This window comes from Hyphomonas sp. (assembly GCF_013823385.1).
Taxonomy (GTDB): Bacteria; Pseudomonadota; Alphaproteobacteria; order Caulobacterales; family Hyphomonadaceae; genus Hyphomonas.
This window is the reverse complement of record NZ_PNMA01000003.1, coordinates 133,452-159,541: the sequence shown is the minus strand read 5'-3', so window position 1 is coordinate 159,541 and position 26,090 is coordinate 133,452. Positions and strand designations below refer to the sequence as shown.

Genomic DNA, 26,090 nt, shown 5'->3' with positions numbered 1-26,090 from the left:
CCACAAGAGGGGTCAGCCGTCAGGCGTGTCAATCAATGCCGCCGGGGCCGGCTAGCCGGTCGCGCCGAGCAGCACCTGCCGGATTTCAGCCGGCGCACTCTCTGCCCAAAGAAGCAGCGCATCCAGAGCGGGGCAAAGAGACTGGCCCCAATCTGTAAGATGGTATTCGACACGCGGAGGAACTTCATGGTGCACGATACGCGCGACCACGCCATCCTTCTCCATCTGGCGCAGCTGCTGGATCAGCATTTTCTGCGAGATGCCGGGGATGGCGCGCTCAAGGTCCGAAAAGCGCATCACCTTGCCGCCGAAAAGCTGGAACAGAATGATGAGCTTCCAGCGCCCTTCAAGGATCCGCAGCGCATTCTGCACGCCTTCGGCTGCCAGAGGAGCCGTATACTCAGGTCGCTTACCCATAAGTGAGTACCTTACTTTTTAGTTGGTTCTTGTCGTTTTGACAGCCTAGGCGCATCTGACGTGGAAAGGCAATAACGCCGCGCGCCCGAAAGGAAGCATTCCATGTCATTCAGCCCGCCCCTGCCCGCCCCGATTGCACGTTACTTCGCCGCCAATCCCAGCTTCGATGTGGAAGGCATGCTCGCCCCGTTTGCCGCCGATGCCGTCGTCGTGGACGAACGCCAGACCCGCACGGGCACGGACGAGCTGCGTGCCTGGATCACGGAAGCAACGGTCGGTGTCAAAGCCATCTCCACACCCGTTTCCGCAACGCAGGAAGATGACCGCCATATCGTGGTGGCCAATGTCGCGGGCGACTTTCCGGGCAGCCCCGTGCCCCTCACTTTCCGCTTCCAGCTTGCCGGCGAAGAAATCTCCCATCTGGAGATCGTGTGATGACGGCGCCTTCCGAACCTGAATTTTCGGGCAAGCGCGTGGTGATTACCGGTGGCACACAGGGCGCAGGCCATGCCGTGTTCCAGAAGCTGGCCGCCGCCGGCGCCGAGCTTCTGACAGCGGCCCGGTCCACGCCGCCGGAAACAATGCCGGAAGCGGCCTTCGTTCGCGCAGACCTCAGCACGGCGGCGGGCGCCGAAACGCTGGCCAATGCCGCATTGGAACGCATGGGCGGGGTCGATATTCTGGTTCATGTGCTGGGAGGATCCAGCGCGCCTGGCGGCGGTTTCGCAGCGAGCGGAGACGATGTCTGGCAGGCAGAGCTTGATCTCAATCTAATGTCCGCCGTGCGGCTGGACCGGCTACTCGTTCCGCAGATGATCGCTCGCGGAAAAGGCGCGATCATTCATACCGCTTCGATCCAGTCGCGCCTGCCGCTGTATGAGTCCACCACAGCCTATGCCGCCGCGAAGGCCGCGCTGGTGGCCTACAGCAAGGCCCTGTCGAAAGAGGTTGGCCCCAAGGGCGTAAGGGTAAATGTGGTCTCGCCCGGCTGGATCTATACCAGTGCCGCCGAAGCAATGGTGAAGCGCATTGCGCAGAGCAGTGGCAGCAGCGAGGAGGCCGCGCGGCAATCCATTCTTGACGCGCTGGGCGGTATTCCGATTGGCCGTCCCGCCCTTCCGGAAGAGGTGGCCGACCTGATGGTTTTCCTCGCTTCTGATCGCGCTTCAGCCATCCACGGCGCAGAGTATGTGATCGATGGCGGCACCATCCCCACGATCTGAGCGCTCAGACATCCGGCGCGCGGGCAGCTGCTCGCCGGCGCGCCGGATGCCGGAGCGTTGTTTAAATTACTTACACATGAAATTTTTCGGATTTCCGCATCCGTGCCCGGAATTCGCATTCTTGCGCAAATCTCTGCTCAAAAAGCAGGATAGCGCGCAGTCTTCTCCCTCCCGGCGCATTCGGGTGTTGTTTCAGAGCCACAGTCGAGTGTCTCCTTGGGGAAACTGAACACCCCAACTGGAGTGCCCATGGGATACGCGCTGAAATCCGAAACCCCGACAGGCTGGCCCGATGCCGCCTTCCGAATCCGCGACGCCGATGATGCCGATATGGAGGCTATCCGGGCCATCTATGCGCATTATGTGCTGACAAGCTCGGCCACCTTCGAGGAAGTGCCCCCCTCCCTACCGGAAATGAAGCTGCGGCGGGCAAATGTGCTTGCCGCTGATCTGCCCTTCCTGGTGGCGGAAGCTGATGGCCAGGTCATCGGCTTCGCCTACGCCTCGCCCTATCGCAGCCGGTCTGCCTACAAATACACGGTCGAGGATTCCATCTATGTCAGTGATCTCTTTGGGGGGCGCGGCGTTGGCAGCGCGTTGCTTTCTCAGCTCATCACGCGGTGTGAAGCCGGGCCCTGGCGGCAGATGCTGGCGGTGATGGGCACCAGCCGCAACGAAGCCTGCATGGCGCTTCACCGCAGCCTGGGATTCAGCAATGTCGGCACACTGAAAGCTGTCGGCCTGAAATTCGGCCAGTGGGAAGACACCGTGATGATGCAACGTCATCTCGGCGAAGGCGAATGGTCCCTGCCCAGGGAGTGAAGGCGCCTGCTTGCTCGTTCTTGCGGGCACCAGGGTCCGTTTAGGGGTTCCGCGTCCGGGCCGCGCCGCCTAACCTGCTTGCATGACACTTGATCTGGCTCTTGTGCTCGGCTTTCTGGCCGCAGCCATCCTCATGTTCGCCATGAACAAGCCCCGCATGGATGCGGTCGCCCTGATCATGATCACGGCGCTGCCCCTGACGGGCGTGATCACCATGAATGAGGCGCTGGCAGGATTTGCCGACCCCAACATCATCCTGATCGCCGCCCTGTTCGTGATCGGCGAAGGGTTGGTCCGCACAGGTGTCGCGCAGCGGCTGGGAGACTGGCTGGTGGCCAAGGCGGGGCGGAGCGAAGCGCGGCTGATCACGCTGCTGATGATTATCGTGGCTCTCGTCGGTTCGATCATGAGTTCGACCGGCGTGGTCGCCATCTTCATCCCGGTGGTGCTGCGCATTGCGGCCAATTCCGGCATCGCGCCGGGGCGCCTGATGATGCCGCTGTCGATGGCTGCGCTGATCAGCGGAATGATGACCCTGGTGGCCACTGCGCCCAATCTGGTTGTTCACGCCGAGTTGGTGAGGCGCGGGCATGAAGGATTTCATTTCTTCAGTTTCACCCCTTTCGGAATTCCGATCCTCATCCTGGCGGTGGGATACATGTTGTTCGCCCGGCGCTGGCTTGTGCGGGCGCCGAAATCTGGGGAGGCGCCGCCGGCCGCGCCCCCGGCACGCCCCCGCCTGTCCGACTGGGTCGAGGAATACCGTCTGGCAGGCCGCGAGCACCGCCTCCGGGTAAAGCCCGGCTCCCCGCTCGTGGGCCGGACGATCGGGGAAATGAACCTGCGCGGCGGCGCTGGCGCAAACATTCTGGCAATCGAGCGCGGCTGGCGATTCTCCCGGCGCCTGATCCAGCCGCGTGCCTCCAGCGAACTGAGCGCAGGGGACATCCTTCTGCTCGACCTCTCCGAGGGCGCACCGGAGATCGATGCGATCGCACGGGATTACGGGTTGGAGCGGCAGGTTCTGGCTGGCGCCTATTTTTCAGACCATGCCCAGGACATCGGCATGGCAGAGGTGATGGTACCTGATCCGTCGCCCCTCATCGGGCGAACGGTGATCGGTACGCGGTTCCGCTCCCGGCACGATGTCACCGTCATCGGCCTGAAGCGCGGGCGAGAAGCGGCCGAAGGCGATATCCTGAACACAGAGCTGGCGCTGGGCGATACATTGCTTGTCATCGGCCCGTGGCGGGCCATCCGGGCGCTCGATGATGCGCGGGAAATGATCGTCCTCAACCTGCCTGCAGAGTTCGAAGAGGCGCCGCCCGCAGCATCCCGTGCCCCTTATGCGCTGCTAAGCCTCGGAGTGATGATCGTCCTTATGGTCTGGGGCGTGATCCCGAATGTCCAGGCCGCGCTGATCGCCTGCCTGCTGATGGGTCTGTTCGCGTGCGTCAACCTGAACGCCGCCTACCGGTCTATCCACTGGCAGAGCCTGATTCTGATCGTGGGCATGCTGCCCTTCTCCATCGCATTGCAGCAGACCGGCGGGGTAGACCTCGCCGCCCAGGGCCTTCTCGCTGCCACGGGCGACGCCAGCCCGCGGATGGCGCTGGCAGCCATCTTCATCACCACTGCTGTGCTCAGCCTGTTCATTTCCAACACCGCTACGGCCGTGCTGATGGCGCCTGTCGCGCTGACGGTTGCCGACGCCCTCGGCGTGTCGCCCTATCCCTTCGCGATGACAGTAGCGCTCGCGGCATCGGCGGCGTTCATGACGCCGGTCTCTTCACCGGTAAACACACTGGTCGTGGGCCCCGGCAAATACACCTTCATGGACTTCGTCAGGGTGGGATCGCCCTTCGCCCTCGTCACGCTGGTGGTTTCGGTTGTCATGACGCCCTGGATCTTTCCATTCTGATCCAGGGCAGCCGGAGCGACATCAAGGGCAATCACGAATGAACGCAGACCGCCGTTCTTACGCGGCGCAGGCTTCAAAGGCAAAAAAGGGGGAAGAAGTGGCTCCGCGAGCAGGACTCGAACCTGCGACCGGGCGATTAACAGTCGCCTGCTCTACCAACTGAGCTATCGCGGAACAGCTGGAGACGGGGGAATAGCCAGACCGGCTTTCCGGTTCAAGAGGCAAATAGCGCCTTCTGCAGAAAATCACCTGCGAGAGGCTGCAGAATTGTGGATAGCTGCGCTCTGCCGGCAAACCTCACCCCGGAAAGAAAAGAGGCGGGAGACAAGCTCCCGCCGAAGGCGTTGGGTGATGGTGGGTGTCTCCAAGAGAAGACATGCCCAAATTCGCCCGAAATGGTTAATCCGGAGTAAACGATTTGCAATAAATGCGCAAAAACGCGTTCAGCATAACGCGTTGCCTGCCGGGGGATCAGATTGTTGCGGGAAAGTCGGTGGAGGCCCCACCCGGTTTGCGCGTTTCCCGCATAGTCAGACACTTAGCCTGTCTAACCCGCCGCATTTCAGCGCTATTTGCGGGTGCATTGCGGCGAATTTGGCGAACCTTTCACTTCCGGTGTAGCCGTGAGCCAATCACGATACACTCTCATTCCTTCGGCCGCGATTGCTGACGATAGGCTTACGCCAATCCAGCTCCGTGTGCTGCTCGCAATCGGCTCTTTCACATCGAAAGACCAAGAATGCTTTCCCAAGCAAAAAACGATTGCCGACCTGCTCGGCATTGCTCGCGAAACTGTGAACCGCGCCTGCGCCCGCCTGGTCGAATTGGGCTATGTCGCAGTAGAACATCAATATCGAGCCGACGGCGGCCAGAGAGAAAACCTCTACCGCGTTATCTTAGACCCGTGTGACCGTCCCGTCACACCCCCTGTGACCGCTAACGATCACACCCCCCGTGATCCTACGCGATCACACCCTAGAACGACCCATAAGAACAACCTTACATCAGAAGCTGACGCTTCTGATGTTGTCGACGCGCATGTTGAACCGGCGCCCGCTACCCCTGACCGGGCCCGTGAGCTTCGCCGTGCCGAAGAGGGCTTTCGGATGTTCGTTGTCGCATCCCAACGCCAGCCAAACTGGGCAACACCCACCGCCTTCAGCGACAGTCGCAAAGCGGCCCTGAAAGCTCGCATTCGCAAGATCGGCCTTGAGGGTTGGCAAACCGCAATCGAGCGAGCTGAGCAAAGTTCGTTCCTCACCGGCCGAACTGGTAAGCCGTTTTGTTTGGCCATCGACTGGCTGCTGAAGCCCGCCAATCTCACCAAAGTCATGGAAGGAAACTATGATGACCGCAGTCATTCAACACACCTTCGCGCCTCGCCAGCTTACAGCCCCAGCGCCCACACCCGAGGCCATGGAGCTCGCTCTAACCCGTTTGAACGACTTGAGCGCCAAATGGCGGGCGACACCGAAAGGTCGCCTATTGAGCCAGATCCTGCCGGAGGATCAGCGGACAGCCGCATTGTCGATGTTGAATTCTCTGTTGTCCCCAGGGACGCCGAGTGAGGTCTTGACCATCGTGAAGCGGTTGCTCGCCCACTATCCCGGCTACAACGCAGACAAGCCGGATAGCGTGGCACACGATTGGGTCCGAATGCTCCGCGATCAACCCTCTGCATCCATCTGGGCTTGCTACGAGCGCACAATTTGCCGACGCGGGCAGTTCGCGCCCTCGCTAGGTGACTTCCTGCAGGACGTGATCACCCACGCTGCAGGTGTCCGAATGGTTAAGGCAGCGGTCGAGGGCAGATGATGCTCCGAGTGGCCAATTCCGGCACCGTGGAGGCGGCCACATTAGGCCCTCATGGGTCCTTCCGGGGCCGGCACTTTACGGGTTGTCGAAGAGTGCGGGGCTTCATCTCACAGCGGAGCTAAATAATCTAAACTAAACAATGCACTGAGCCAAGCCATGTTCCCCAATCTCGACGCACCCGAGCAAACGCCAAGCGCAGTTTCGAAAGGCTACTTCGCCCGGATGTTGGGCATTTCACCTGGGCGGGTATCGCAGTTGATTGAGCAGGGCCTGCCTGTTCGGCTAGATGGCCGGATTGACGTTGATGACGGTCGCGAATGGTTCGAAGCAAACGTGAACCGCCGCGCCAGCGATCCTGACCCCGCTCCAGCGGCCCAAATGTCACAGCTGGCCGAGGCCCGCCTTGCCCGCGAGCGCGCACACAGCGAGCTGCTGCAGCAAAAAGCAGCCAAACAAGCCGGTCGCCTTGTCGATAGGGCGACAGTGGAGCGCGCGGCATTCGAACGCGCCAGAGCTGAGCGTGACGCCCATATCGGCTTTGCCGCCCGCGTGGCCCCTCGCATTGCCGCTGAGCTCGGCGTGGATACCAGGGCGCTGTTTGCTGCGCTCGATCGAGAGATGCGAGAGCACCTCAACAGGCTTGCCGACACGCCATTGGTCGACCTTCTTGATGAGGAAATCGAAGATGGCTGACGGCTGGGACACCTTTGATGTTGCATGGCGCTCAGGCCTCAGGCCAGAGCTGCAGATGAGTGTATCATCATGGGCGGACGCGCACCGCTTCCTTCCCTCGGCCAGCGCAGAGCCGGGACCGTGGAGCACTGACCGCGTGCCCTACATGCGCGAGATCATGGATTGCCTCTCGACCGGCTCGCCCTTCGAACGGGTCGTTTTCCAGAAGGGCGCCCAGCTCGGCGGCACCGAAGCCGGCTTAAACTGGATCGGCTACATCATTCACCAGGCGCCGGGCGTGGCGCTCCTGGTCATGCCATCGATCGATGTCGTGCGGCGCAACACCCGGACCCGTATCGACCCGCTCATTCAATCTTCGCCTGTGCTGGCTGAAAGGGTCGTGGCCCCTCGCTCGCGCGACCCCGGCAATACCGCCACTTCGAAACGCTTCATTGGCGGCGAGTTGGTCATGACGGGCGCAAACGCTGCATCTGCCCTGCGCTCGACGCCCGCCCGCTACCTCTTCCTGGACGAGGTCGATGGATACCCCAGCGACGTTGAAGGCGAAGGAGACCCTGTTTCGCTGGCCGTTAAACGCACGGCCACATTCGCCGGTAAACGCAAGATCTTCATGGTCTCGACCCCGACCATCCGCGACTTTTCCCGCATCGAGGCTGCCTATCTGGAAAGCGACCAGCGCCGCTATCAGGTCCCCTGCCCGCATTGCGGCGCCATGCAGACAATTGAGTGGGCACGCATCAAATGGCCAAGCGGTGAGCCCCTGAAAGCCTATCTTGAATGTGCCCATTGCGGCGACCCGATCGGGGAACACCACAAAGCCGCCATGCTGCGCGCCGGAGAATGGATCGCCACCGGCCAGGGCGACGGCCGCACCGCCGGTTTCCTGCTATCCTCGCTCTACTCCCCCTTTGAAACATGGGGCGAGATTGCCGTTGAGTTCCTAGCGTCCCGGCGCGACGTTTCCCGCCTAAAGACCTGGACGAATACCGCGCTCGCTGAGACTTGGGATGATGGGCAGACGCGGCTTGAACCTGAAAGCCTCGCTGCGCGTGCTGAAAATTGGGGAGACGCGCTCCCTGACGGCATTGCTGTAATCACCGCTGGGGTCGACGTTCAGGATGACAGGCTTGAAGTGGAGCTGGTTGGGTGGGGCGCTGGCGAAGAAAGCTGGAGCCTTGACTATATCGTGATACCTGGTTCGCCTGCTGATGCCGCGACTTGGGAAACCCTCGATGGCATTCTAGGTCGCCGCTACACACCGCCTCGCAATGCGCCCGCTCTTTCAGTAAGGGCATGCTGTATCGATAGCGGGGGGCACTACACCCCAACCGTGCTGGAATTCTGCGCAGCAAGATCAGCGCGCCGTGTTTGGGCCATCAAAGGCGCTTCCGGCGCCGGACGCCCGGCATGGCCCCGCAGGCCATCAAGAGCCAAAAAGGGCGGCCAGCCGCTTTTTGTGATCGGCGTTGATGGCATCAAAGATGTTTTCTATTCCCGTCTGGCGATCGATACAGCGGGTGAGGGCTATGTTCACTTCCCCACAGGTCGTGAGGGCGAATGGCTTTCACAGCTCACCGCTGAACGCTTGCACGCCCGTTGGCATAAAGGCCGCCAAATCCGTGAATGGCGTAAACGCGCCCAGGACAGGAACGAAGCGCTCGATTGCCGCGTGTATGCGATGGCCGCTCTGGAGGGGCTCAAATCGCTGGGGCTGAGGCTCAACGACGAGGCAAGGCTATTGCTGGACGCACCGCTACGCGGCCCGAGCGATCCAATCACCAGTGAATCACCAACGGCTCAACAGAAGCGAAGCGTCATTACTTCCCGCTGGATGAGCGGACATTGACAAGCCGAACACCGGGCTTGGGACCATAGAGGAATTCGACACCGGCCGCCTCTAAGGCCGCTTTCATTCGCGACAGAATGTCAGGATCTTCCGTGCGCCCGTTCTCAAAGTTGCTGACAGTGTTCCGGTGCGCATCGATTTTTTCGGCGAGGTCTTGGATGGACCAGCCCACGGCCGCGCGCCCTGCCCGAATATGCATGCTTGTCAGGGAGTCATTCATTCCGCATAACCAAACATGTGCATTTGCACACTCTTCAAATCTTCCAGAGAGAGAGGAAATACTATGACTCGCCAAGGATTGAACACCGTAGAACTCATGGATCAGTTGTTGGAGTGCCGAAACAAAATCGCACTTGCGACCATGGCGATCGATGGTTGGGATCGGCAAGGCAGCGCGCCGAAGCATGGCATCAGCGCCTTAAGCTTGATGATGGACGATATAGTTCATGAGATCGAAGACGCCGTGGAGACGCTAAAAAACCACGGCAAGCTCAGCGTAGAGCAGGCCACCAAAGAGAGCAAAGCGGCCTAACTAAACTCCTGAGGCGTTGCGTGTCTTGAAAGATCGGGCGAATCACCCGAAAAACTGGCAACGCCTCAGGACTTACCGCATGAACCAGCCAGATAATGATCTTGCATCTTATTCAGAGCTTCTGAGCGCGTTCCGGGTTCAGATTTTCAAAGCAGGTGATGCCGCCAAATTGCTTGGTGTGCCGCACGAAACTTTGGGGCACTGGCGCCGAACGCGGGCCTCTCAGCCTCAGAAGCGAGATAAGGGTTGGGCGCGGTATTCGGGGCGCGACTTAGCAAGTTTTGCTGTTATTCGCGATGCACAGCACATTGGTTACTCCCATGATTTAGCGAGAGAGTTTTCGGAGTTCGCAAATATTGCGATAGATGAACTCTCCGACTTTCTTTCTGATTACACGAAGACGCGCATCACGGACGCAGTTGCCGACGATTTCTGCCTGGTGGGCCTCTATCAACCTGTGGGTCTAGACGAGCCCTCGTTGTCTGAACGCCGAAAGGCTTGGGAAGAACAAGCGCCTTTCTCTGGTCCTCAAGTGCGGCTGTTTACCTCAAAAGAGGCGCTAGCCCGTCATGTCGCCAAGCCTCACTTGGCATCGCAAAACGGAATTCCCTTCTACTACACACCTACCATTCTCCGGCTGGTCCGGCGTTGGATGGTTAGCATGGCGGAAGAATGAATATGGCGTCCCTTGTAGTCCGCATTCGGAATAGTTTCTCCAGAATTCTTACGGGCCGCCGCTCCTACGACGCTGCTGGCGGTAGCGGCCGCTGGCCTATGTCTGCGCACCTTAGGGCGCCAGCCAGCCAGGCACATGCTGCAGCACGCTTAGTGAGCGCCCGCATCGGCTACCTGGTCGAGAATTCTCCGGCGCTGCGTGCAGTAGAGAACGCCTACACTTCCAATCTCGCCGGTGATGGCCCCTCCCTGCATCATCCGGACACGGCAATTGTCGCCGGCTGGAACCGCTTCTGGCACCTAGCGGATGCAGAAGGCGTGTCTGATCTCGCGGGCTTGCTGCGCCGCGCGGTGCAAAGCTGGGTCCGCACTGGTGAGGCTTTCTTCATTCTGGACACCACGGACGTTGGCGCGCTCGCGTTGCGCCTGGTCAGCCCCGAACAGATCGACCGGGACCGGAACGAAGATCTTGGCGACGGCGGAATGATCGTTCAGGGCATCGAAATCGACGCGTTCGGCCGCCGGGTCGCGTATTGGGTCCTGCCCACCCCGCCGGATGGCCCCTTCCCGATGGCCGGGCCTTCAGTCCGCATTCCGGCGGTTGATGTCGTTCACATCTACGATCCGCGCCACCCCGGTCAGATGCGCGGCGTCTCGCCGCTCACATCGATCGCGACCAGGGCGGTCGAGCTCGACCAGCTCGAAGACGCAATCCTGACAAAGGCGCGAGTGACCGCGCTTTTCGCCGGTTTCGTTCGCGATCCGTCCGGCGATGCCGGGTTCTCTCGTGGTTCGGAAGAAAGCCTCTCGCTTGAGCCGGGCGTTATCCGCGTCATTCCTGCGGACTCCGAAGTTACCTTCACCCCCCATGGAGATGCCAGCGCGCAGCCAGAGCTTGCGCGCTATATGATGCGTACCCTCGCGGCTGGCGCTGGCGTCCCCTATGAGCTTGTTTCGGGCGACCTCAGCCAGGTCAACTATTCGTCCGCCCGCCTCGGACTGATGGAGTTTCGTCGGCGGATGAAGGCACTTCAGAAGAGCCTGCTAGAGCATCAGGCCCTTCGCCCGATCTTCCGTCGCTGGGCCCTGCAGGAAATCCTCGCGGGCCGCCTTGAGGCCGATCCGGACAAACTACCCGAGCCTGTTTTCATGTGGCCCGGCTGGGATCCGATCAATCCGAAGGACGAAGTCGAGGCAGACATTGCAGCTATCGGCGCTCGCCTGAAAAGCCGATCAGAAGTGATAGCCGCTCGCGGGCGCGATCCTGAGGAAGTGCGCAGCGAAATCGACAACGACCCTCCTTCAATGTCGCCAGCGCTACCCCAGACGGAGCAAGCTCATGCTTAAGCGATCATCTGCCCAGAGACGAGCCCAGCCTTCGCGTGTCGTCAACCGCATGCGGCCAGTTGCCAATACCTACAATCCCCAGCTCCGCACCTTTGAAGTCATTTTGGCAACGGACGCGCCGGTTGATCGCGGCAACTTTTTCGAGGTGCTTGATGTTGCCGGAGCGAGTTGGCCAGAAAGCCTGCCGCTGCAGCTCGACCATGTTCTATCAGTCGAAAATACAATCGGCCGTGTCGAGAACATTCGTATCGAGAATGGACAGCTTGTCGGCCGCGCCCGGCTCTCGCAGGGTTCCGATCTCGACTGGTTGGCAAGCCGCATCGAAGACGGCACCATTACCTCTCTCAGCGTCGGCTACCGCGTTGCCCGCTGGCAGAACCGAAATGGCGAGCGAGGCAGCAAGCCGCTTCGAACCGCCATGTCGTGGACACTTGTTGAAGCATCTCTGGTTGTCGATCCGGCGGACCCGGCGGCGCGCATAAGAAGCAAAGGAAAAGTCATGGAAGACGAAGTAATCGAGACCGAAGACACTGCCACGGAAGCCGCGACCGAAACGGCCACCTCCGAAGATGTCGCCATCATCCGCCGGACAGCAGAAGCCCTCAATCTGGGTGCTGATGTTTTGAGCCGCAGCATGGACAGCGAAGAAGATCCCGGAACGGACAACGAAAGGGCTGCCGCCGTTGCTGCCCTTCGCCAGCGGACAGCCCCTGCGCGCCGGACGGCGACCCGCCACAATGCCGAAACGCTCGACAATCCGTCTGCGGTACGGCGTGCTATGACCGGCGCCATTGTTGCCAGGATGACCGGCGAGGAACCGCAAGGCGCGGCCCGTCAGCTCGCAGGCCTGGAGTGGGACGAAATGCACCGCTCCTACGCCCGGTCGATGGGCATTCAGACCACCGGCCTCAGCCGTGTTGATCTTTTCACCCGCCTGCTGGCGACCAGTGACATGCCGCAGATTGCCGGCGAGGCGGTAAACATGAATGTGCGCCGCGAGTATGAAGCTGCAGCGAGCCCTATCACCGCCCTGTTTGGCTCGCGCAGCCTTCAGGACTTCCGCCCGCAGAACGATGTGATTGTCGACTGGACCACGCTCAAGGTCGACCGCGTTGCGGAAACCGGTGAGTTCAAGACCTCTGCCGTCACCGATGACGGTGAGCCTGTCTTGCTCTACACTCTTGGCGGCATCACCTCCATCAGCCGGCAACTCTACATAAATGGAGCTGGCGCCCTCGCCAATCTCTCTGGATCGCAGGGACGGCGTCTCGCCGCAGATGAAGCTGATCGTGCGGTCGCATTCATCGAACAGGCCAGCCATGCGGGGCCCACGATGCGAGACGGAACGCCGGTGTTCCACGGCGACCGCAGCAACATCGCCACGCTGAATACCACCAGCCTTGCGACCATTGTTACCAGCCTCATGACCGCGCGCGCAGCCATGTCAAAGCGCAAGGGTCGCGGCAATGTTATTGTTGGCGTGTTCCCTGCCTACTGGATCGTAGCGCCTGAATTCGAGGAAACGGCGCTGAAAGCAGTGGCCACCGTCCAAGCATCAGCCATTGCTGATGTGAACCCGCTTGCCGGGAAGCTTCAGGTCGTTGTGGAGCCCCGGTTGTCCGCAACAGACAAGAGCTGGCTCAGCGCTAATCCATCGCAGATGGACGGCCTCGTGAAGGCAACCCTTGAGGGGCAGCCTGGTCCCATGACGGAAAGCCGCTGGGGCTTCGAAGTCGATGCCCTGCAATTCAAGATCCGGCATGATCTTGGCCACGCGTTCGTTGAATGGCGGGGCTGGACACGGCTCGATCACGCGGCGGTGCCCTGATGGCAAGCGTGGCGGAGTTAGAAGCACGGCTTGAAACCCTGAAAGCGGCGCGCGCTTCTGGGGTTCGGAAGGTCGAATATGACGGCAACAGTGTCGAATATCGATCGGACGCTGAGCTCCGCCGCGCCATTCAGGACCTCACCGAAGAACTCAGAACAGCACAAGGCGGTCAATCGCGGAAATCGTTGACCGTCCGCATGAAGAAAGGTTGGTAACATGAGAAATTTCATTCAGCCCGGCAACGCAATCACAGTCCCCTCGCCCAGGAACATCATTTCTGGCGAAGGCGTGTTGATCGATCGTTTGTTCGGCGTCGCGGGCGCTGACGCGGCCACTGGGCACGATTTGGTGCTTCACTGTGAAGGCGTCTATGAGCTCCCGAAGGCCACTTCGCAGGTCTTCACGCTCGGAAGTCGCGTGTATTGGGACGCGGCTGAGCGCGAATGCACAACAACAAGCGAAGCCAATTTTCTCATTGGAGTATGTGTTGAGGCCGCCGGCTCAGCCGCATCTTCTCTCCGCGTTCGCCTGACGGCCGTATTGAACTAGCGGGCTCAGGATGACGGCGCTGAGGCCCGCCGAACAACGAAAAGCGTCCTGGGCGCCCGCAACCGTTTCCCCTGCCTTCAAGGACGCACGGCCTACCCCTTCACTGCACGATGTGACCATGACCGCCAAAGCTAGATACCCCTCTCAAGCAAAAATTGCGCAAAGCCTCGCAGGTATCCAGCGTTGCGGCTTTCGCCCAATTGGCGTGGATCTTCACCCTGATGGTCGCATCACAGTTCAAATTAGCGATCAGCAAGCCGAACCGGTGCTGGCTGACGCCCCTAACCCGTGGGATATCGCGCTTGAGCAAGGTACGGATTAAAGGCCTTTCGAGCTATGTCGACAGACATGGCCGCCGCCGCTGGCGCTTTCGCCAGAGAGGCTATCAATGCCCTATGCCGGACCCGCAATCTCGCGAGTTCGCTGATGCCTACGCCGCCGCCCTCAGGGCTTCTGAAACAGGCGGCAACCGCAATTCACTTGCTCGCATCCCGGCGGGAACCATCCGGGCTCTTTCTGTCCACTATCTGCAGAGCCAGGAATTTCAGGCCCTCGCTGAGGCGACAAGAACACCTCGGCGCCGCATCATCGACAAGTTTGTTGATGAGTTCGGTAGCCTGCCTGCAGCCCGCCTAGAGCGCCAACACGTCACAAAATTGATCAGCAAGCGATCCGGCACCCCCGCGGCTGCAAACGAACTGCTGAAGGTCCTGCGTGTCATTTACAGCCACGGCCAGCGTCACGGCCTTGTATCGATCGATCCGACCCAAGGCATCCGGAAGGTCAAAGATCAATCGGAAGGTCATCGCACCTGGACCGACGACGAAATCGAACACTTCCGGAAATCGTACCCTTCCGGAACCCGAGAACGCCTAGCGCTGGAGCTATTCCTTTGCACCGGACAGAGGGTGAGCGACGTTACCCGAATGGGCCGCCAGCACCTGAAAGGCGGCGCCATATCAATTACTCAGCAAAAAACCGGCCAGCCGGTCGCGGTCCCCGTTCTGCCTGAGCTGCAGGCAGAAATAGATCGAATAGATCTCGGTCAGGCAATGTTCATCCTGACAGATCGAGGGGCGCCTTATGGTGTCAAATCCCTCTCACAGTGGTTTGTAGCCCGCACCAAAGCCTGCGGCCTACCAGATGGCCTTTCCCCTCATGGCCTCCGCAAAGCATGTGCACGACGCCTCGCTGAGGCCGGCTGCAGTCCACATGAAATCGCTGCCATCACTGGTCACAGAAGCCTCAGCGAAGTGGCGCGTTATTCACGTGCTGCAGACAGGCTGAAACTCGCCCGGCAAGCAATGCACAAGCTCAGCCCTGATATGGAACGGGAACAAAATTTGGCGAACCAAGAGGGCAGGTTAGCCAATTCTCACACCAACAACCTGAAAGGTAACGAAAAATGATTGATTGTGGAGGCCCCACCCGGAATCGAACCGGGGTGCACGGATTTGCAATCCGCTGCGTCACCACTCCGCCATAGGGCCTCAGGAGAAAGGCCCTCTAGCAGCGCTTGGGCGCGGAGACAATCGGCCTTTCATCACCTTTCACAGAAGAAGCATGTCGCGGCGATCCTGCGCATTGCGCGGCGCAGCCGCCGTGATACAGGGGGCATACCGATCCAGCGATTCAGAAACGGCGTTTTCAAGATGGACTTCGACCTTGCGCGCGAAATCATGGTGGACAGCCAGATCCGCCCGAATGATGTGACCGATCCGGCGATTGTGGCCGCCTTCCTGCGCACCCCGCGCGAGGAATTCGTCCCCAGCTCGCGCCGCTCCGTTGCCTATTCGGAGATGGAAATCGAAACCGCACCCGGCCGGTCCCTTTGGACGCCGCGCGATACGGCCAAGCTGATCAAGATGGCTCAGATCAAGCCGACAGATGTCGTGCTCGTGATTGCGGCAGGCTCTGGTTATGAAGCGGCGCTTATCAGCCACCTGGCTGACACGGTGATCGCGCTGGAAGACAAGGCGGGCCTCGTGGACGCGATGAGCACGCGCTTTGCCGAACTCGGCCTTGATCGCATTGCGCCGGTGGAAGGCAAGATGGCCGAGGGCCTGGCCGAACAGGCGCCATTTGATGTCATCTATGTCTGCGGCATGGTGGAAACCCTGCCGGAAGCATGGGGCGCGCAGCTTTCCGATGGGGGCCGCCTCGTGGCCGTTGTCGGCGATGACGGGCGCCTGGGCCGCGGCAAGGTTTTCACAAAGGCGGGAGACACCCTCTCCTCACGCGACGGCTTCGATGCCTGCCCGCCGCGCCTTGTGGAATTTGACCGCAAACCGGCCTTCACCTTCTGAAGACACCCTGCGTCCATATGTTTTGGTGAACAGCGTTCACCTTATTAAAAGAAAAGCTTATATACCCTGCTGACAGGACCAACAGGGTATTCATCATGCGTAAGCTCACGCCCCGGCTGCTGATCGGCACCAGCCTTCTTTCCTTCTTCATGGCGGCGCCGGCGCTCGCCGAAACCTTGCCGGAAGCGATTGCCTCGGCGTTTGCAACCAATCCGCAGCTGGAAATCGAGCGCTACCGCACGGATATCGCCCGGCAGAACCTGGTGGCCGCGCGCGGCGCAGGCAGGCCGACGGTGAACTTCACCGCCAGCGGCGGCTATGAATATACCGACACGACCAGCCCGTTTGCCTTCAATCTTGGCGACCGGCCGATTGCGACGGCGCAGCTGCAGGCTGTCCAGCCGATCTATACCGGCGGCAAGGTCTCCGCTGGCATTCGCCAGGCCGAAGCCGGCATCAGCTCGGCCGATCTCGGCTTTGCCGCTGCCCGTCAGGATCTGACGCTGCAGGTTGTCACCGCCTACATGGATGTGGTGCGCGACCGGGAAGCCGTCGCCATCCGCCGGAACAATGTCGAGGTCACTGCAGAGCAGGTGCGCGCCGCGCAGGACCGCTTCGATGTCGGCGTTGTCACCCGCACGGACGTGGCGCAGGCGCAGGCGCGGCTGGAAGGCGCCCGCGCGGCACTTGCTGGCGCTGAGGCAACCCTTCAAGCCAGCGAAGCCAACTATCAGTATCTGACCGGGCTTCGCCCTGGCGATCTGGCCCCGCCCCCGCCGGTGCCGCCGCTGCCGGCAACCCTCGAGACCGCGCTGGTGACAGCAATCAAGGACAACCCGACCATTGCCTCTGCCCGCGAAGATCTCCGCGCGGCCGAAGCCGCCGTTGATTCGGCCAGGGCCGATGGGCGCGCGCAGGTCAGCCTCGTCGGAACAGCCGGCGTGCAGGAAACTTTCGGCAATAACGACCAGCGCGATACCAGCGTGTCCGCTCTGGCGCAGGCTCGCATTCCGCTGCTCACTGGCGGTGTCGTGAAGGCCCAGACCGAGAGCGCCAAGCTGCGCCGGGAACAGGCGCGGCGGTTTGTGGACAATCTGGAAACGCAGGTGCGCGCGCAGGTCACCCAGGCCTGGTTCAGCTATGACGCCGCCCTGCGCTCGATCGAAGCCTCGCGCCGTCAGGTCGAAGCAGCAGAAATCGCCTACGAAGGGGCCCAGGAAGAACTCGCCGTGGGCGTGCGCTCGACGCTGGACGCCCTCGATCAGGAGCAGCAGCTGTTCGAAGCGCGCCTGGCACTGGTCGCCGCAGAAAGAGACGCGTATGTTGCGGCCCACAACCTGCTGCGCGCAACTGGCGCACTGGGCACTATTGGCTGATCCACTCGCCTCTCAGGCGTTAATAATGTCAAACGCTTGTTAACCCCGGCGGCCTAACGGTGGTATCAGACATTGTGATTCCGCCAGCGAGGGGCTGAGATGGCCAACGAAGCACATAAAGAGCCGACGATGGAGGAAATCCTCGCATCGATCCGCAAGATCATCGCAGATGATGGCCCTGCGCCCCCTGCCGGGCGGCCGGTTATGCGTGAGGTGACGGCCGAGCCGGCCAGCCGCCCGCATTTCTCCTACGATAACGATGCCGATGATCTTGGCATGTTCGAGGGAGACGACGCAGATCTCGCCGACGAGATTGCCGGTGAAGTCGCTGAAGAATTCACCACCGAGATCAAAGGCCCCGAATTCTCCTTCGAGGCGATTCTCGGTGCTTCGACCGCGCGGGAAGCCGCCGCGCCAGCCCCCGCCCCGCTGCCGGAACCGGAGCCTGAAATCGAGGCGCCCTTCCGCCCGGCCCCGAGACCTGCCCCCCGCGCCGCTCAACCCGCCCCTCAACCGGAGCCCAAAATGCCTGCCGCACCGCGCTATGCAAATGAGCCTCTGACTGACCCCAACACCGCCGAATCCGCCGCTGGCGCGCTCGGCAAGCTGATCTCCAAGATGGACCTTGGCAGCGACAACACGCTGGAAGGCCTGGTGCGCGAGCTGCTGAAGCCGATGGTCAAGGAATGGCTCGACGCCAACCTCGCCCGCATCGTCGAAGAGAAGGTAGAAGCTGAAGTACAGCGGATTGCCCGCATGGCGCGCTAGCCTCATCCCTCAAACTTGCTATAGGGAACGGCGCGCCTTTACCGGCGCGCTTTTCTTTTATGCCCTGCCCGCAAAGCCCACACGAAAACGATGCTTGATCAGAGATTTGACCCCGCCGAAGCCGAACCGAGGCTCTATAAAGCCTGGGAGGAAGCGGGTTGCTTCCATCCATCGGGCGATACCAGCGCCCAGGCCTATTCCATCGTCATTCCGCCGCCGAACGTTACCGGCGTGCTGCACATGGGCCATGCGCTCAACAACACGCTTCAGGATGTGCTGATCCGGTTTGAGCGGATGCGCGGCAAGAATGTGCTCTGGCAGCCGGGCACGGACCATGCCGGCATCGCCACGCAGATGGTGGTTGAGCGCCAGCTGGCCCAGGAAGGCAATCAGGACCGCCGCACAATGGGCCGCGAGGCCTTCCTTGAGCGCGTCTGGAAATGGAAAGAGCAGTCGGGCGGCGCCATCACCGGCCAGCTCAAACGCCTCGGCGCCTCCTGCGACTGGAGCCGCGAGCGCTTCACCATGGATGAGGGCCTCTCCAAGGCCGTCACCAAGGTGTTCGTCGAGCTTTACCGCAAGGGCCTGCTCTACCGCGACAAGCGCCTCGTGAACTGGGACCCGCATTTCCAGACGGCGATCTCCGATCTGGAAGTCGAGCAGAAGGAAGTCGACGGCCATTACTGGCACCTGCGCTATCCGCTGGCTGATGGCGTCACCTATGAACATCCGGTCAAGGATGAAGACGGCAATCCGGCCGGCACCGAGACACGCAACTATATCGTCGTGGCCACCTCGCGGCCCGAAACCATGCTGGGCGACACTGGCGTGGCCGTTCACCCGGACGATGAGCGCTACAAGAGCCTCGTCGGCAGGTTCGTTGAACTGCCCATCGTTGGCCGCCGCGTGCCGATCGTGGCGGATGAATACGCCAACCCGGAAAAAGGTTCCGGCGCCGTGAAGATCACCCCGGCGCACGACTTCAACGACTTTGAAGTCGGCAAGCGCGCGGGCCACACGCCGCTGAATATTCTCAACGCCGTTGCCGCGATTGTCAGCGGCGCCGAAGCCGATGCAGCCGGCATTCCGGAAGATTTCCGCGGGCTCGACCGTTTCAAGGCACGCGACAAGGTCGTCGAGGCGTTCGAGGCGCTGGAACTCCTGGAACGGATCGAAAAGCTGAAGATCGAGCAGCCTTTCGGCGACCGCTCGGGTGTGGTTATCGAGCCTTGGCTCACAGATCAGTGGTATGTCGATGCCGGCACGCTGGCCAAGCCTGCCCGCAAGGCCGTTGAAGATGGCCTCACCCGTTTCGTGCCCGAGAACTGGACGAAGACCTATTACAACTGGATGGACAACATCCAGCCCTGGTGCGTGAGCCGCCAGCTCTGGTGGGGGCACCGGATTCCGGCGTGGTATGATGAAGACGGCAATTGCTTTGTTGCCAACTCTGAAGAAGAGGCGCAGCTGGCAGCTGGACCAGGCAAGAAGCTGGTTCAGGACGAAGACGTCCTGGATACCTGGTTCTCCTCCGCCCTCTGGCCCTTCTCAACGCAGGGCTGGCCGGAAGAAACGGATGCGCTGAAAGCCTATTACCCAACCGCCACGCTGGTCACCGCTTTTGACATCATCTTCTTCTGGGTGGCCCGGATGATGATGATGGGCATCGAGTTCACCGGTCAGGTTCCGTTCAAGGACGTTTACATCCACGCCCTCGTCCTCGACGAGAAGGGCCAGAAGATGTCAAAGTCCAAGGGCAACGTCATGGACCCGCTGGACCTCATCAACGAATATGGCGCCGACGCCCTGCGCTTTGCGATGAGCCGCCTGGCAGGCCAGGGCCGCAATATCCGCCTGTCCAAACAGGTGGTGGAAGGCAACCGCAACTTCTCGACCAAGCTCTGGAACGCCGTGCGCTTTGCCGAGATGAACGAGTGCGGCGCGCCGGGCGAAATTGATCCGTCCACCATCGAACGCCCCGTCAACCGCTGGATTCTCAGCGAGCTTTCCGCCTGCGTGGAAGACGTGACGCGCGGCCTTGAGGAATACCGCTTCAATGAAGCCGCCGGCGCGCTTTACCGGTTCATCTGGAATACGCTCTGCGACTGGTATCTGGAGCTGATCAAGCCGCTCCTCGCAGGCATGGATGACGGCGCCAAGCGCGAGACGCGCATGGTCTGCGGTTATGTGATCGACGAGGCGCTGAAACTGCTCCATCCTTTCATGCCCTTCATCACCGAAGAACTCTGGGAACGCCGCGCGCCTGGCCGGGCAAGCGATCAGGGCTTCCTGATGCTGCAGACCTGGCCGAAGGCCACCGGCTGGCGCGACAATGCTGCCGCTGAGGAGATCACCTGGCTGATCGACCTGATCACCGAAATCCGCTCCCTGCGGAACGATCTCGGCGTGCCGGCCGGCGCCAAGGTGCCGCTCGCCATCGTGAACGCGTCGACGGCAGATCTGATGCGCGTTGGCGCGCATGAGGAAATCCTCCGCCGGATGGCCCGCGTGGATGATCTGACATTGCCGAACGAAATGCCGTCCGGCGCCGTTTCGGCCGTGGTCGGATCAACCGTTGCCGCCCTCAGCATCGCGGATCTGATCGACGTGTCCGAAGCGCGCAAGCGTCTCGACAAGGAAATCGCCACGCTGGACAAGGACATCACCAGCACCGAAAAGAAACTCGGCAATGCAGACTTTGTGGCCAAGGCGCCCGAAGAGATTGTCGAAGAAAACCGCGAGCGTATCCGCGACTGGACCGCGCGCCGGGAGAAGCTGAGAGCCGCCCGCAAGAGCCTTGAAGGGATCTGAAAATGAAGACACTGACGCAGCTCGCATTCGCCCTCGAAGGATTGATCGTGACCGCCTGCGCCAGTGTCTCCGCCGAGCCTGCCCCTGCCCCGCAAGCGGCACCTGAATGGCGTCTCGTGATCCATGGCGGGGCGGGCGTCATCCTTCCGGGCAGCATGACGCCCGAACTGGAAGCCGCTTACATCGCCGCCCTGAATGTCTCGCTTGAGGCAGGCGCAAAGGTGCTGCGCGAAGGCGGCAGCGCGCTCGACGCGGTCGAAGCCGCCGTGCTGACGATGGAGGACGACGCCCTCTTCAATGCCGGCCATGGCGCGGTGTTCACCGCCGCAGGCACCCATGAACTCGACGCCGCCATCATGGACGGGCGCGACCGCAATGCTGGCGCCGTAGCGGGCGTGACGCGCGTGAAGAACCCCATCAAAGCCGCCCGCGCCGTGATGGAAAAGTCCGAACACGTCATGTTCGCGGCCACCGGCGCAGATGCGTTTGCGCAGGATCAGGGCCTGGAAATGGTGGACAACAGCTATTTCGACACTGACCGACGCCGCGAGGCGCTGGAGCGCGTCCTGCAGGAACGCGCCCGTACCGCCGCTGACCGTCACGGCACGGTCGGCGCCGTCGCCATCGACGCGAAGGGCGACCTCGCCGCAGCCACCACCACCGGCGGCATGACCGCGAAAGCCGTCGGCCGTGTGGGCGATACCCCGCTGATCGGCGCGGCCACCTATGCCGAAAACGGCGTCTGCGCCGTCTCCGCCACCGGCCATGGTGAGTATTTCATTCGCGTCGCCGTCGCCAAGACGATCTGTGACCGCGTGAAGCTGACAGGAGAAGACGTGAAAGCTGCCGCCGGCGCCGCGCTGGATGAAGTTGCCGCGCTCGGCGGTGATGGCGGCGTCATCGTGATCGGCGGCGATGGCGACTATGGCTTCGTCTTCAACTCTGCGGGCATGTATCGCGGCTGGATCGATGCCTCAGGTTCGGGCACCGCGATCTACGGCCAGAGCGATGACGACTGACGCACCCGCCCCTGCCCTCACGGTTCGGGATGCGGTGCCTGGCGATCTGTCCGCGCTGGCCGCGCTGTCGCGGAAGACCTTCACGGACAAGTTCGGGCACCTCTACCGCCCCGAAGACCTCGCGACCTTTCTCGAAGAGTTCCACGGGCCCGCGACCTATGCGGCTTATCTCGCCGATCCGCGCAATCTGATCCGCGTGGCGGGGACTGAAACAGGCGCGCTGGCGGCCTATCTGCTCTGCAGCCCGCTGTCTCTGCCTGCTGAAAATGCCCGGCCGGGCGCGGTGGAGCTGAAGCGCCTCTATGTCGACACGCCCCTGCAAGGGCGCGGCCTCGGTTCGCGCTTTGTGAGCGAGGCCCTCGCCTGGGCCCGCGCCCAGGGCGCGCCGGAAATCTATCTCAGCGTCTATTCGGAAAATGTAGGGGCCCAGCGCCTCTATGCCCGCTATGGCTGGGAAAAGGTGGGAGAGTTCATCTTCCCGGTCGGGCGCCACGAAGATCTCGAATTCCTGCTGAGGCTGGCGCTCTGACCCTGGAATCGGGGCCTTTCAGCCCCGGCCAACTCGCCCTAGACTTGACCGCGCAATCGACAGTTCGGGACAACTGGCATGACGGATACCTCACTCTCCCCGGAACCCTCCGCAGGCAACCAGGCCATCCGGCAGGCGCTTGCAGGTCTGCCCAGGGAGTTTCAGGGCTTCGATCAGATCTTCGAGGAACGCATCCGCCCCGCGCTGCTGGCGCGCGAAGAAGAGCGGATAAAAGTCACCAGGCGCGCCATCCAGCTACGCTGGATCGCCGGAGGTGTGATCGCTGCGGGTCTGGCGGTAGCTTTCCTGACGCAGATGCTCTGGATCGCCATTGTCGCCGGGTTCATCGGCATCATCGTCTTTGCCGCCGGCGAGCATGGCGTCACCCAGCTTGCCAGGGAAGCAAAAGACCTGATCGTGGTGCCGATTGCCGAACAGTTTGGCTTGAGCTTCACAGCCGCGCCCGGCGCTGTCCAGTCGATCTACCGCCACAAGGAAGTCGGCGTCGTCCCCGGCTGGGACCGCTCAAAGTATGAGGACTATATCACCGGCGTGCGCCGCGAGGTGAATTTCGAACTGTTCGAAGCCCATCTTGAAGAAAAGCGCACCACGACAGACTCCAAAGGCCGCACACGGACAACCTGGGTCACGGTGTTCAAGGGCCAGTGCCTGCGCCTCGACTTCCACAAGACCTTCTACGGACGAACGCTGGTGACGCGGGATGCCGGTTTCTTCAACCGCTTCGGCGGCGGCAAAGGCATGCAGCGCGCGGGCCTGGAAGATCCGACCTTTGAAAAGATATTCGAAGTCTACACCACAGACCAGGTTGAAAGCCGCTACCTGCTCACTCCGGATGTGATGCAGAAACTCGTGGATCTCGAACATGTGTTCAAGGGTGGCAAGCTGAAAGCCTGTTTTGACGGCGGCGAAGTGCTGATCACCGTGCAGGGCGGGAACCTGTTCGAGCCCGGCAGCATGTTCAAGCCGCTCGACAGCGCAGACCGCGTGCGCGAACTTCTGGAAGACTTCAACGCCGTCTTCAACATTATTGATGAAATCACGGCCGGCCGTATCCGGGTGGATCAGAACCACGCCTGAAATGCGGCGGTGAAGTGGCAGACCCGTTCAGGCTCGCTTCATCGCCGCCCCGGATAATCAGCCCGATTGCAAGGAGTTCCCGATGCCCTTTTTCCGCCCCGCGCTTCTGGCCGCGCTGATGGTTGCCGGCCCCGTGGCGGCTGCTCAAGCCAATGGCGCGTCCGACATGCAGGCCTGCAAGGCGATGGCTGCGACGCTCACTCCCAAGCAGGCCGAAATCGCAGAGCTGACCGCCTTGCGGGATGAGGCTGCCGAAACCGTGGAAACCACTGGCGAGGCCTGGGAGGATATCGAGATCCACCGCCGCGCCTCCGCCGGCCATGCCGCCGCTGCCGACACCGCGAAGGCCGCCTATGACGAGGCAAAAAAGCGCCTTGCCCGGCATGAACTCGCGCTGCAGGCCAGCGTTCGCCAGTACAATGACGATGTCGCCGCCTTCAACAGCCGCTGCACGAAGAAATAGATTTCCGGCGCTGCCGCCAGAGCGAACAAGGCCGGGCTCAACACCCGGCCTTGCTGTTTAGGGCGTCACGATCTCGAAAGGCGGGCCGGTATCGGCCGGATCGAAGACGGACATCAGCGCGGCCGTCGCGCCCGGATCGCCTTCCACCTTCATGATCCCCGCTTCCATCAGGGCCGCTGCCGTCTGCCCGGCAAACAACATGGCGAGGAAGGCCGGGCGCGGAATGATGACCGTTGCCTCCACGGGGCCCGCAACGCCTTCCTCATGGATCAGAACGGAATTGCGGATGGAAACACGCCGTGCCTCGCCCCGGTCGGGGAAAACAAATGCCACAGACGTGGCAATGCCCTCTGCCTTCACCGGATCAACCCGGATTGCCAGCATGTCGAACACCTGAGGCGTGCTGATCGCCCCGATCATGTCCGGGGAAACGGTCGTGATCTGACGATCGGTCGGGGCTTCTCGCGCCTCGGCGGCGCCCGTCAGATACATGTTCCGCCACAGGGATCCTTCGGCCTGGTATCCCATCTGCTCGAAGGCTTTTGCCAGCAATTCGCGCGCTTTCATATTGGTATCGTCCGCAAATACGATATGGCTCGCCACCTGAGCCGCCCAGCGATAGTCGCCGCCATCATAGGCCTTCTGCGCCACTTTCAGCGCCTTTTTCGCCCCGCCCATCGCCGCTACATAGCGCTTGCCGGCCTCTTCCGGCGGCCAGGGATTGAGATTGGCCGGGTTGCCATCATACCAGCCAAGATAGCGCTGATAGACCGCCTTGGAGTTGTGGGACATCGTGCCGTAATAGCCGCGATTGTACCATTTGCGCGCCAGGCTCTCCGGCAGGGCAATGACCTCGGCAATCTCGCTGGCCACATAGCCCTTGTTCATCAGGCGGATGGTCTGGTCATGCAGGTATTTGTACGCGTCCCGGTGATGCGCCATGTACTCGGTAATCTCCGCCTGCCCCCAGCGCGGCCAGCCATGAGACACGAACATCACATCGGTCTTGTCAGCATAGAGGGCGATGGACTCGGTCAGATAGTCCGCCCACGCCTTGGCGTCGCGCACCAGCGCGCCGCGCGGCGGAAGCACATTGTGCATCGTCGCATTGGCATTCTCCGCCAGGCAAAGCGCGCGCAGATGCGGAATGTAGAAGTTCATCTCGGCGGGCGCTTCGGTTCCGGGTGTCAGCTGGAATTCGATGGCAATGCCGTCAATCACCATCGTCTCGCCGGTCTGCGTGACCGAATGGGTCGGCGCGATCAGGCTGATCGTGCCGCGCGGAATGCCGGTGCCGATGCCTGCGCCGCCTTGTCCTGCTGGGCCAGGCTCCAGCCGCGAGCCGAACTGGAAATTCGCCCGCCGGCTCATGGCCGGGCCAGCAATCAGGTTTTCGCTGACGGCATGTTCCATAAAGCCTTCCGGCGCGATGATCTGAACCTTACCGGCCTCGACATCCTCTACCGAGGCAATCCCCTTCACGCCGCCAAAATGGTCGCCATGGCTGTGAGTATAGATCACCGCATGGATCGGCTTGTCGCCCAGATGCTGCTTCACAAGCTCAAAAGCCGCCGCCGCCGATTCGGTCACCGTCAGCGGATCAACGATAATGTAGCCCGTCTCGCCCTGAAGGATGCTCATCACCGAAATGTCGAAACCGCGCACCTGCCAGAGGCCGGGCGTCACCTCATAAAGGCCATGTTGCTTCAGCAGGCCCAGATGCCGCCAGAGGCTCGGGTTCATCGTCTCGGCAACCGGGCCGTCGGTAAAATCATAAGCGCTGAGGTCAAACACCTTCTCGCCATTCGCGCCGAGGATCACCGGGTCTTCCCGCGTCGCCACGAAGCCGCGCGCAGCAAGCTCGGCCTCGGAATTATCCTCCCAGGGAAGCCCCTCAGCGAAGGCCTTGTTGGCATTGATCGTGGCCTGGGTGGCCTTCGCCGGCTCCGCCACCGCGCCCAGCGCAGGAACCAGCAAGGCCGCTAGGCCTGCAACAAGATGACGGCGCATGTGTCTCTCCCCGGAATGTATGCGATGCCTCTTGACACGCCT

26 protein-coding genes and 2 tRNA genes are annotated in these 26,090 nt (G+C 61.6%); 23 read left to right on the top strand and 5 right to left on the bottom strand.

Annotation, left to right across the window (positions count from 1 at the left end; all coding sequences use genetic code 11):
- Positions 1–51 precede the first annotated feature (51 nt).
- Positions 52–417, bottom strand: a complete 366-nt coding sequence (locus tag C0456_RS03645) for a helix-turn-helix domain-containing protein (protein ID WP_291048405.1) — start codon at positions 415–417, stop codon at positions 52–54.
- 102 nt (positions 418–519) lie between these two features.
- Between C0456_RS03645 and C0456_RS03640 the strand changes: the two genes are divergently transcribed.
- The 4 genes from C0456_RS03640 (at position 520) to C0456_RS03625 (ending at position 4,383) form a co-directional block, all read left to right on the top strand.
- Positions 520–852 (top strand): nuclear transport factor 2 family protein, encoded by a 333-nt coding sequence (locus C0456_RS03640; protein WP_291048402.1) that lies wholly within the window; start codon positions 520–522, stop codon positions 850–852.
- Positions 852–1,640, top strand: a complete 789-nt coding sequence (locus C0456_RS03635) for an SDR family oxidoreductase (RefSeq protein ID WP_291048400.1) — start codon at positions 852–854, stop codon at positions 1,638–1,640. The genes C0456_RS03640 and C0456_RS03635 overlap by 1 nt, the downstream gene beginning before the upstream one ends.
- A gap of 249 nt (positions 1,641–1,889) precedes the next feature.
- Complete coding sequence (locus tag C0456_RS03630; RefSeq protein WP_291048397.1) at positions 1,890–2,462, top strand: GNAT family N-acetyltransferase; 573 nt, start codon at positions 1,890–1,892, stop codon at positions 2,460–2,462.
- Positions 2,463–2,544: 82 nt separating this feature from the next.
- Positions 2,545–4,383 (top strand): SLC13 family permease, encoded by a 1,839-nt coding sequence (locus C0456_RS03625; RefSeq protein ID WP_291048395.1) that lies wholly within the window; start codon positions 2,545–2,547, stop codon positions 4,381–4,383.
- Positions 4,384–4,481: 98 nt separating this feature from the next.
- Here C0456_RS03625 and C0456_RS03620 read toward each other — a convergent pair.
- Positions 4,482–4,557: transfer RNA gene (locus tag C0456_RS03620), tRNA-Asn, on the bottom strand.
- A 404-nt stretch (positions 4,558–4,961) separates the two neighbouring features.
- On the opposite strand from C0456_RS03620, the gene C0456_RS03615 reads away from it, so the two are divergent.
- The 3 genes from C0456_RS03615 (at position 4,962) to C0456_RS03605 (ending at position 8,737) form a co-directional block, all read left to right on the top strand.
- Positions 4,962–5,951 carry a helix-turn-helix domain-containing protein gene (locus tag C0456_RS03615; RefSeq protein WP_367179205.1) on the top strand — a complete coding sequence of 330 codons (990 nt, stop codon included), beginning with the start codon at positions 4,962–4,964 and terminating at the stop codon, positions 5,949–5,951.
- A gap of 403 nt (positions 5,952–6,354) precedes the next feature.
- Positions 6,355–6,891 carry a hypothetical protein gene (locus C0456_RS03610; RefSeq protein ID WP_291048390.1) on the top strand — a complete coding sequence of 179 codons (537 nt, stop codon included), beginning with the start codon at positions 6,355–6,357 and terminating at the stop codon, positions 6,889–6,891.
- Complete coding sequence (locus C0456_RS03605) at positions 6,884–8,737, top strand: phage terminase large subunit family protein (RefSeq protein WP_291048387.1); 1,854 nt, start codon at positions 6,884–6,886, stop codon at positions 8,735–8,737. The genes C0456_RS03610 and C0456_RS03605 overlap by 8 nt, the downstream gene beginning before the upstream one ends.
- Here the strand turns inward: C0456_RS03605 and C0456_RS20875 are convergent.
- Complete coding sequence (locus C0456_RS20875; RefSeq protein WP_367179204.1) at positions 8,709–8,936, bottom strand: multiprotein-bridging factor 1 family protein; 228 nt, start codon at positions 8,934–8,936, stop codon at positions 8,709–8,711. The genes C0456_RS03605 and C0456_RS20875 overlap by 29 nt on opposite strands.
- 99 nt (positions 8,937–9,035) lie before the next feature.
- Here C0456_RS20875 and C0456_RS03600 point away from each other — a divergent pair, with 99 nt between their 5' ends.
- From C0456_RS03600 to C0456_RS03565, 8 genes are all read left to right on the top strand, one after another.
- Positions 9,036–9,269 (top strand): hypothetical protein, encoded by a 234-nt coding sequence (locus C0456_RS03600; protein WP_291048384.1) that lies wholly within the window; start codon positions 9,036–9,038, stop codon positions 9,267–9,269.
- A gap of 79 nt (positions 9,270–9,348) precedes the next feature.
- Complete coding sequence (locus C0456_RS03595) at positions 9,349–9,945, top strand: MerR family transcriptional regulator (RefSeq protein WP_291048381.1); 597 nt, start codon at positions 9,349–9,351, stop codon at positions 9,943–9,945.
- Entirely contained in the window at positions 9,942–11,291 is a 1,350-nt protein-coding gene (locus tag C0456_RS03590) for a phage portal protein (protein ID WP_367179199.1), read from the top strand. Before C0456_RS03595 ends, C0456_RS03590 begins: the two co-directional genes overlap by 4 nt.
- Entirely contained in the window at positions 11,284–13,119 is a 1,836-nt protein-coding gene (locus C0456_RS03585; RefSeq protein ID WP_291048375.1) for an HK97 family phage prohead protease, read from the top strand. Before C0456_RS03590 ends, C0456_RS03585 begins: the two co-directional genes overlap by 8 nt.
- The gene (locus C0456_RS03580) at positions 13,077–13,334 is read left to right on the top strand and encodes a hypothetical protein (RefSeq protein WP_291048372.1); all 258 of its coding nucleotides are present in this window, start codon (positions 13,077–13,079) and stop codon (positions 13,332–13,334) included. The genes C0456_RS03585 and C0456_RS03580 overlap by 43 nt, the downstream gene beginning before the upstream one ends.
- A gap of 1 nt (position 13,335) precedes the next feature.
- Positions 13,336–13,668: a DUF2190 family protein gene (locus tag C0456_RS03575; RefSeq protein ID WP_291048369.1), complete on the top strand. Its 333-nt coding sequence runs from the start codon at positions 13,336–13,338 to the stop codon at positions 13,666–13,668.
- A 118-nt stretch (positions 13,669–13,786) separates the two neighbouring features.
- Complete coding sequence (locus C0456_RS03570) at positions 13,787–13,990, top strand: hypothetical protein (RefSeq protein WP_291048366.1); 204 nt, start codon at positions 13,787–13,789, stop codon at positions 13,988–13,990.
- A complete protein-coding gene (locus C0456_RS03565) occupies positions 13,971–15,077 on the top strand; it encodes a tyrosine-type recombinase/integrase (RefSeq protein WP_291048363.1) in 1,107 nt (368 codons plus the stop codon). Before C0456_RS03570 ends, C0456_RS03565 begins: the two co-directional genes overlap by 20 nt.
- Before the next feature lie 7 nt (positions 15,078–15,084).
- Here the strand turns inward: C0456_RS03565 and C0456_RS03560 are convergent.
- A tRNA-Cys gene (locus tag C0456_RS03560) sits at positions 15,085–15,158 on the bottom strand.
- Positions 15,159–15,320: 162 nt separating this feature from the next.
- On the opposite strand from C0456_RS03560, the gene C0456_RS03555 reads away from it, so the two are divergent.
- The 8 genes from C0456_RS03555 (at position 15,321) to C0456_RS03520 (ending at position 24,038) form a co-directional block, all read left to right on the top strand.
- The gene (locus C0456_RS03555) at positions 15,321–15,974 is read left to right on the top strand and encodes a protein-L-isoaspartate O-methyltransferase (protein ID WP_291048361.1); all 654 of its coding nucleotides are present in this window, start codon (positions 15,321–15,323) and stop codon (positions 15,972–15,974) included.
- A gap of 95 nt (positions 15,975–16,069) precedes the next feature.
- The gene (locus tag C0456_RS03550) at positions 16,070–17,350 is read left to right on the top strand and encodes a TolC family outer membrane protein (RefSeq protein WP_291048358.1); all 1,281 of its coding nucleotides are present in this window, start codon (positions 16,070–16,072) and stop codon (positions 17,348–17,350) included.
- A gap of 99 nt (positions 17,351–17,449) precedes the next feature.
- Positions 17,450–18,118 (top strand): PopZ family protein, encoded by a 669-nt coding sequence (locus tag C0456_RS03545; RefSeq protein WP_291048356.1) that lies wholly within the window; start codon positions 17,450–17,452, stop codon positions 18,116–18,118.
- A gap of 90 nt (positions 18,119–18,208) precedes the next feature.
- On the top strand, positions 18,209–20,929 hold the full coding sequence (locus C0456_RS03540; RefSeq protein WP_291048354.1) for a valine--tRNA ligase: 2,721 nt from the start codon (positions 18,209–18,211) through the stop codon (positions 20,927–20,929).
- A gap of 2 nt (positions 20,930–20,931) precedes the next feature.
- A complete protein-coding gene (locus tag C0456_RS03535) occupies positions 20,932–21,948 on the top strand; it encodes an isoaspartyl peptidase/L-asparaginase family protein (protein WP_291048352.1) in 1,017 nt (338 codons plus the stop codon).
- Positions 21,938–22,477, top strand: coding sequence for a GNAT family N-acetyltransferase (locus C0456_RS03530; protein ID WP_291048350.1), 540 nt, complete (start codon positions 21,938–21,940; stop codon positions 22,475–22,477). The genes C0456_RS03535 and C0456_RS03530 overlap by 11 nt, the downstream gene beginning before the upstream one ends.
- A gap of 78 nt (positions 22,478–22,555) precedes the next feature.
- Positions 22,556–23,575 carry a DUF3137 domain-containing protein gene (locus C0456_RS03525; RefSeq protein WP_291048348.1) on the top strand — a complete coding sequence of 340 codons (1,020 nt, stop codon included), beginning with the start codon at positions 22,556–22,558 and terminating at the stop codon, positions 23,573–23,575.
- Between the two features lie 82 nt (positions 23,576–23,657).
- Positions 23,658–24,038 carry a hypothetical protein gene (locus C0456_RS03520; protein WP_291048347.1) on the top strand — a complete coding sequence of 127 codons (381 nt, stop codon included), beginning with the start codon at positions 23,658–23,660 and terminating at the stop codon, positions 24,036–24,038.
- A gap of 57 nt (positions 24,039–24,095) precedes the next feature.
- Here the strand turns inward: C0456_RS03520 and C0456_RS03515 are convergent, their stop codons facing one another.
- A complete protein-coding gene (locus tag C0456_RS03515; protein ID WP_291048345.1) occupies positions 24,096–26,048 on the bottom strand; it encodes an alkyl sulfatase dimerization domain-containing protein in 1,953 nt (650 codons plus the stop codon).
- Positions 26,049–26,090: the final 42 nt, after the last annotated feature.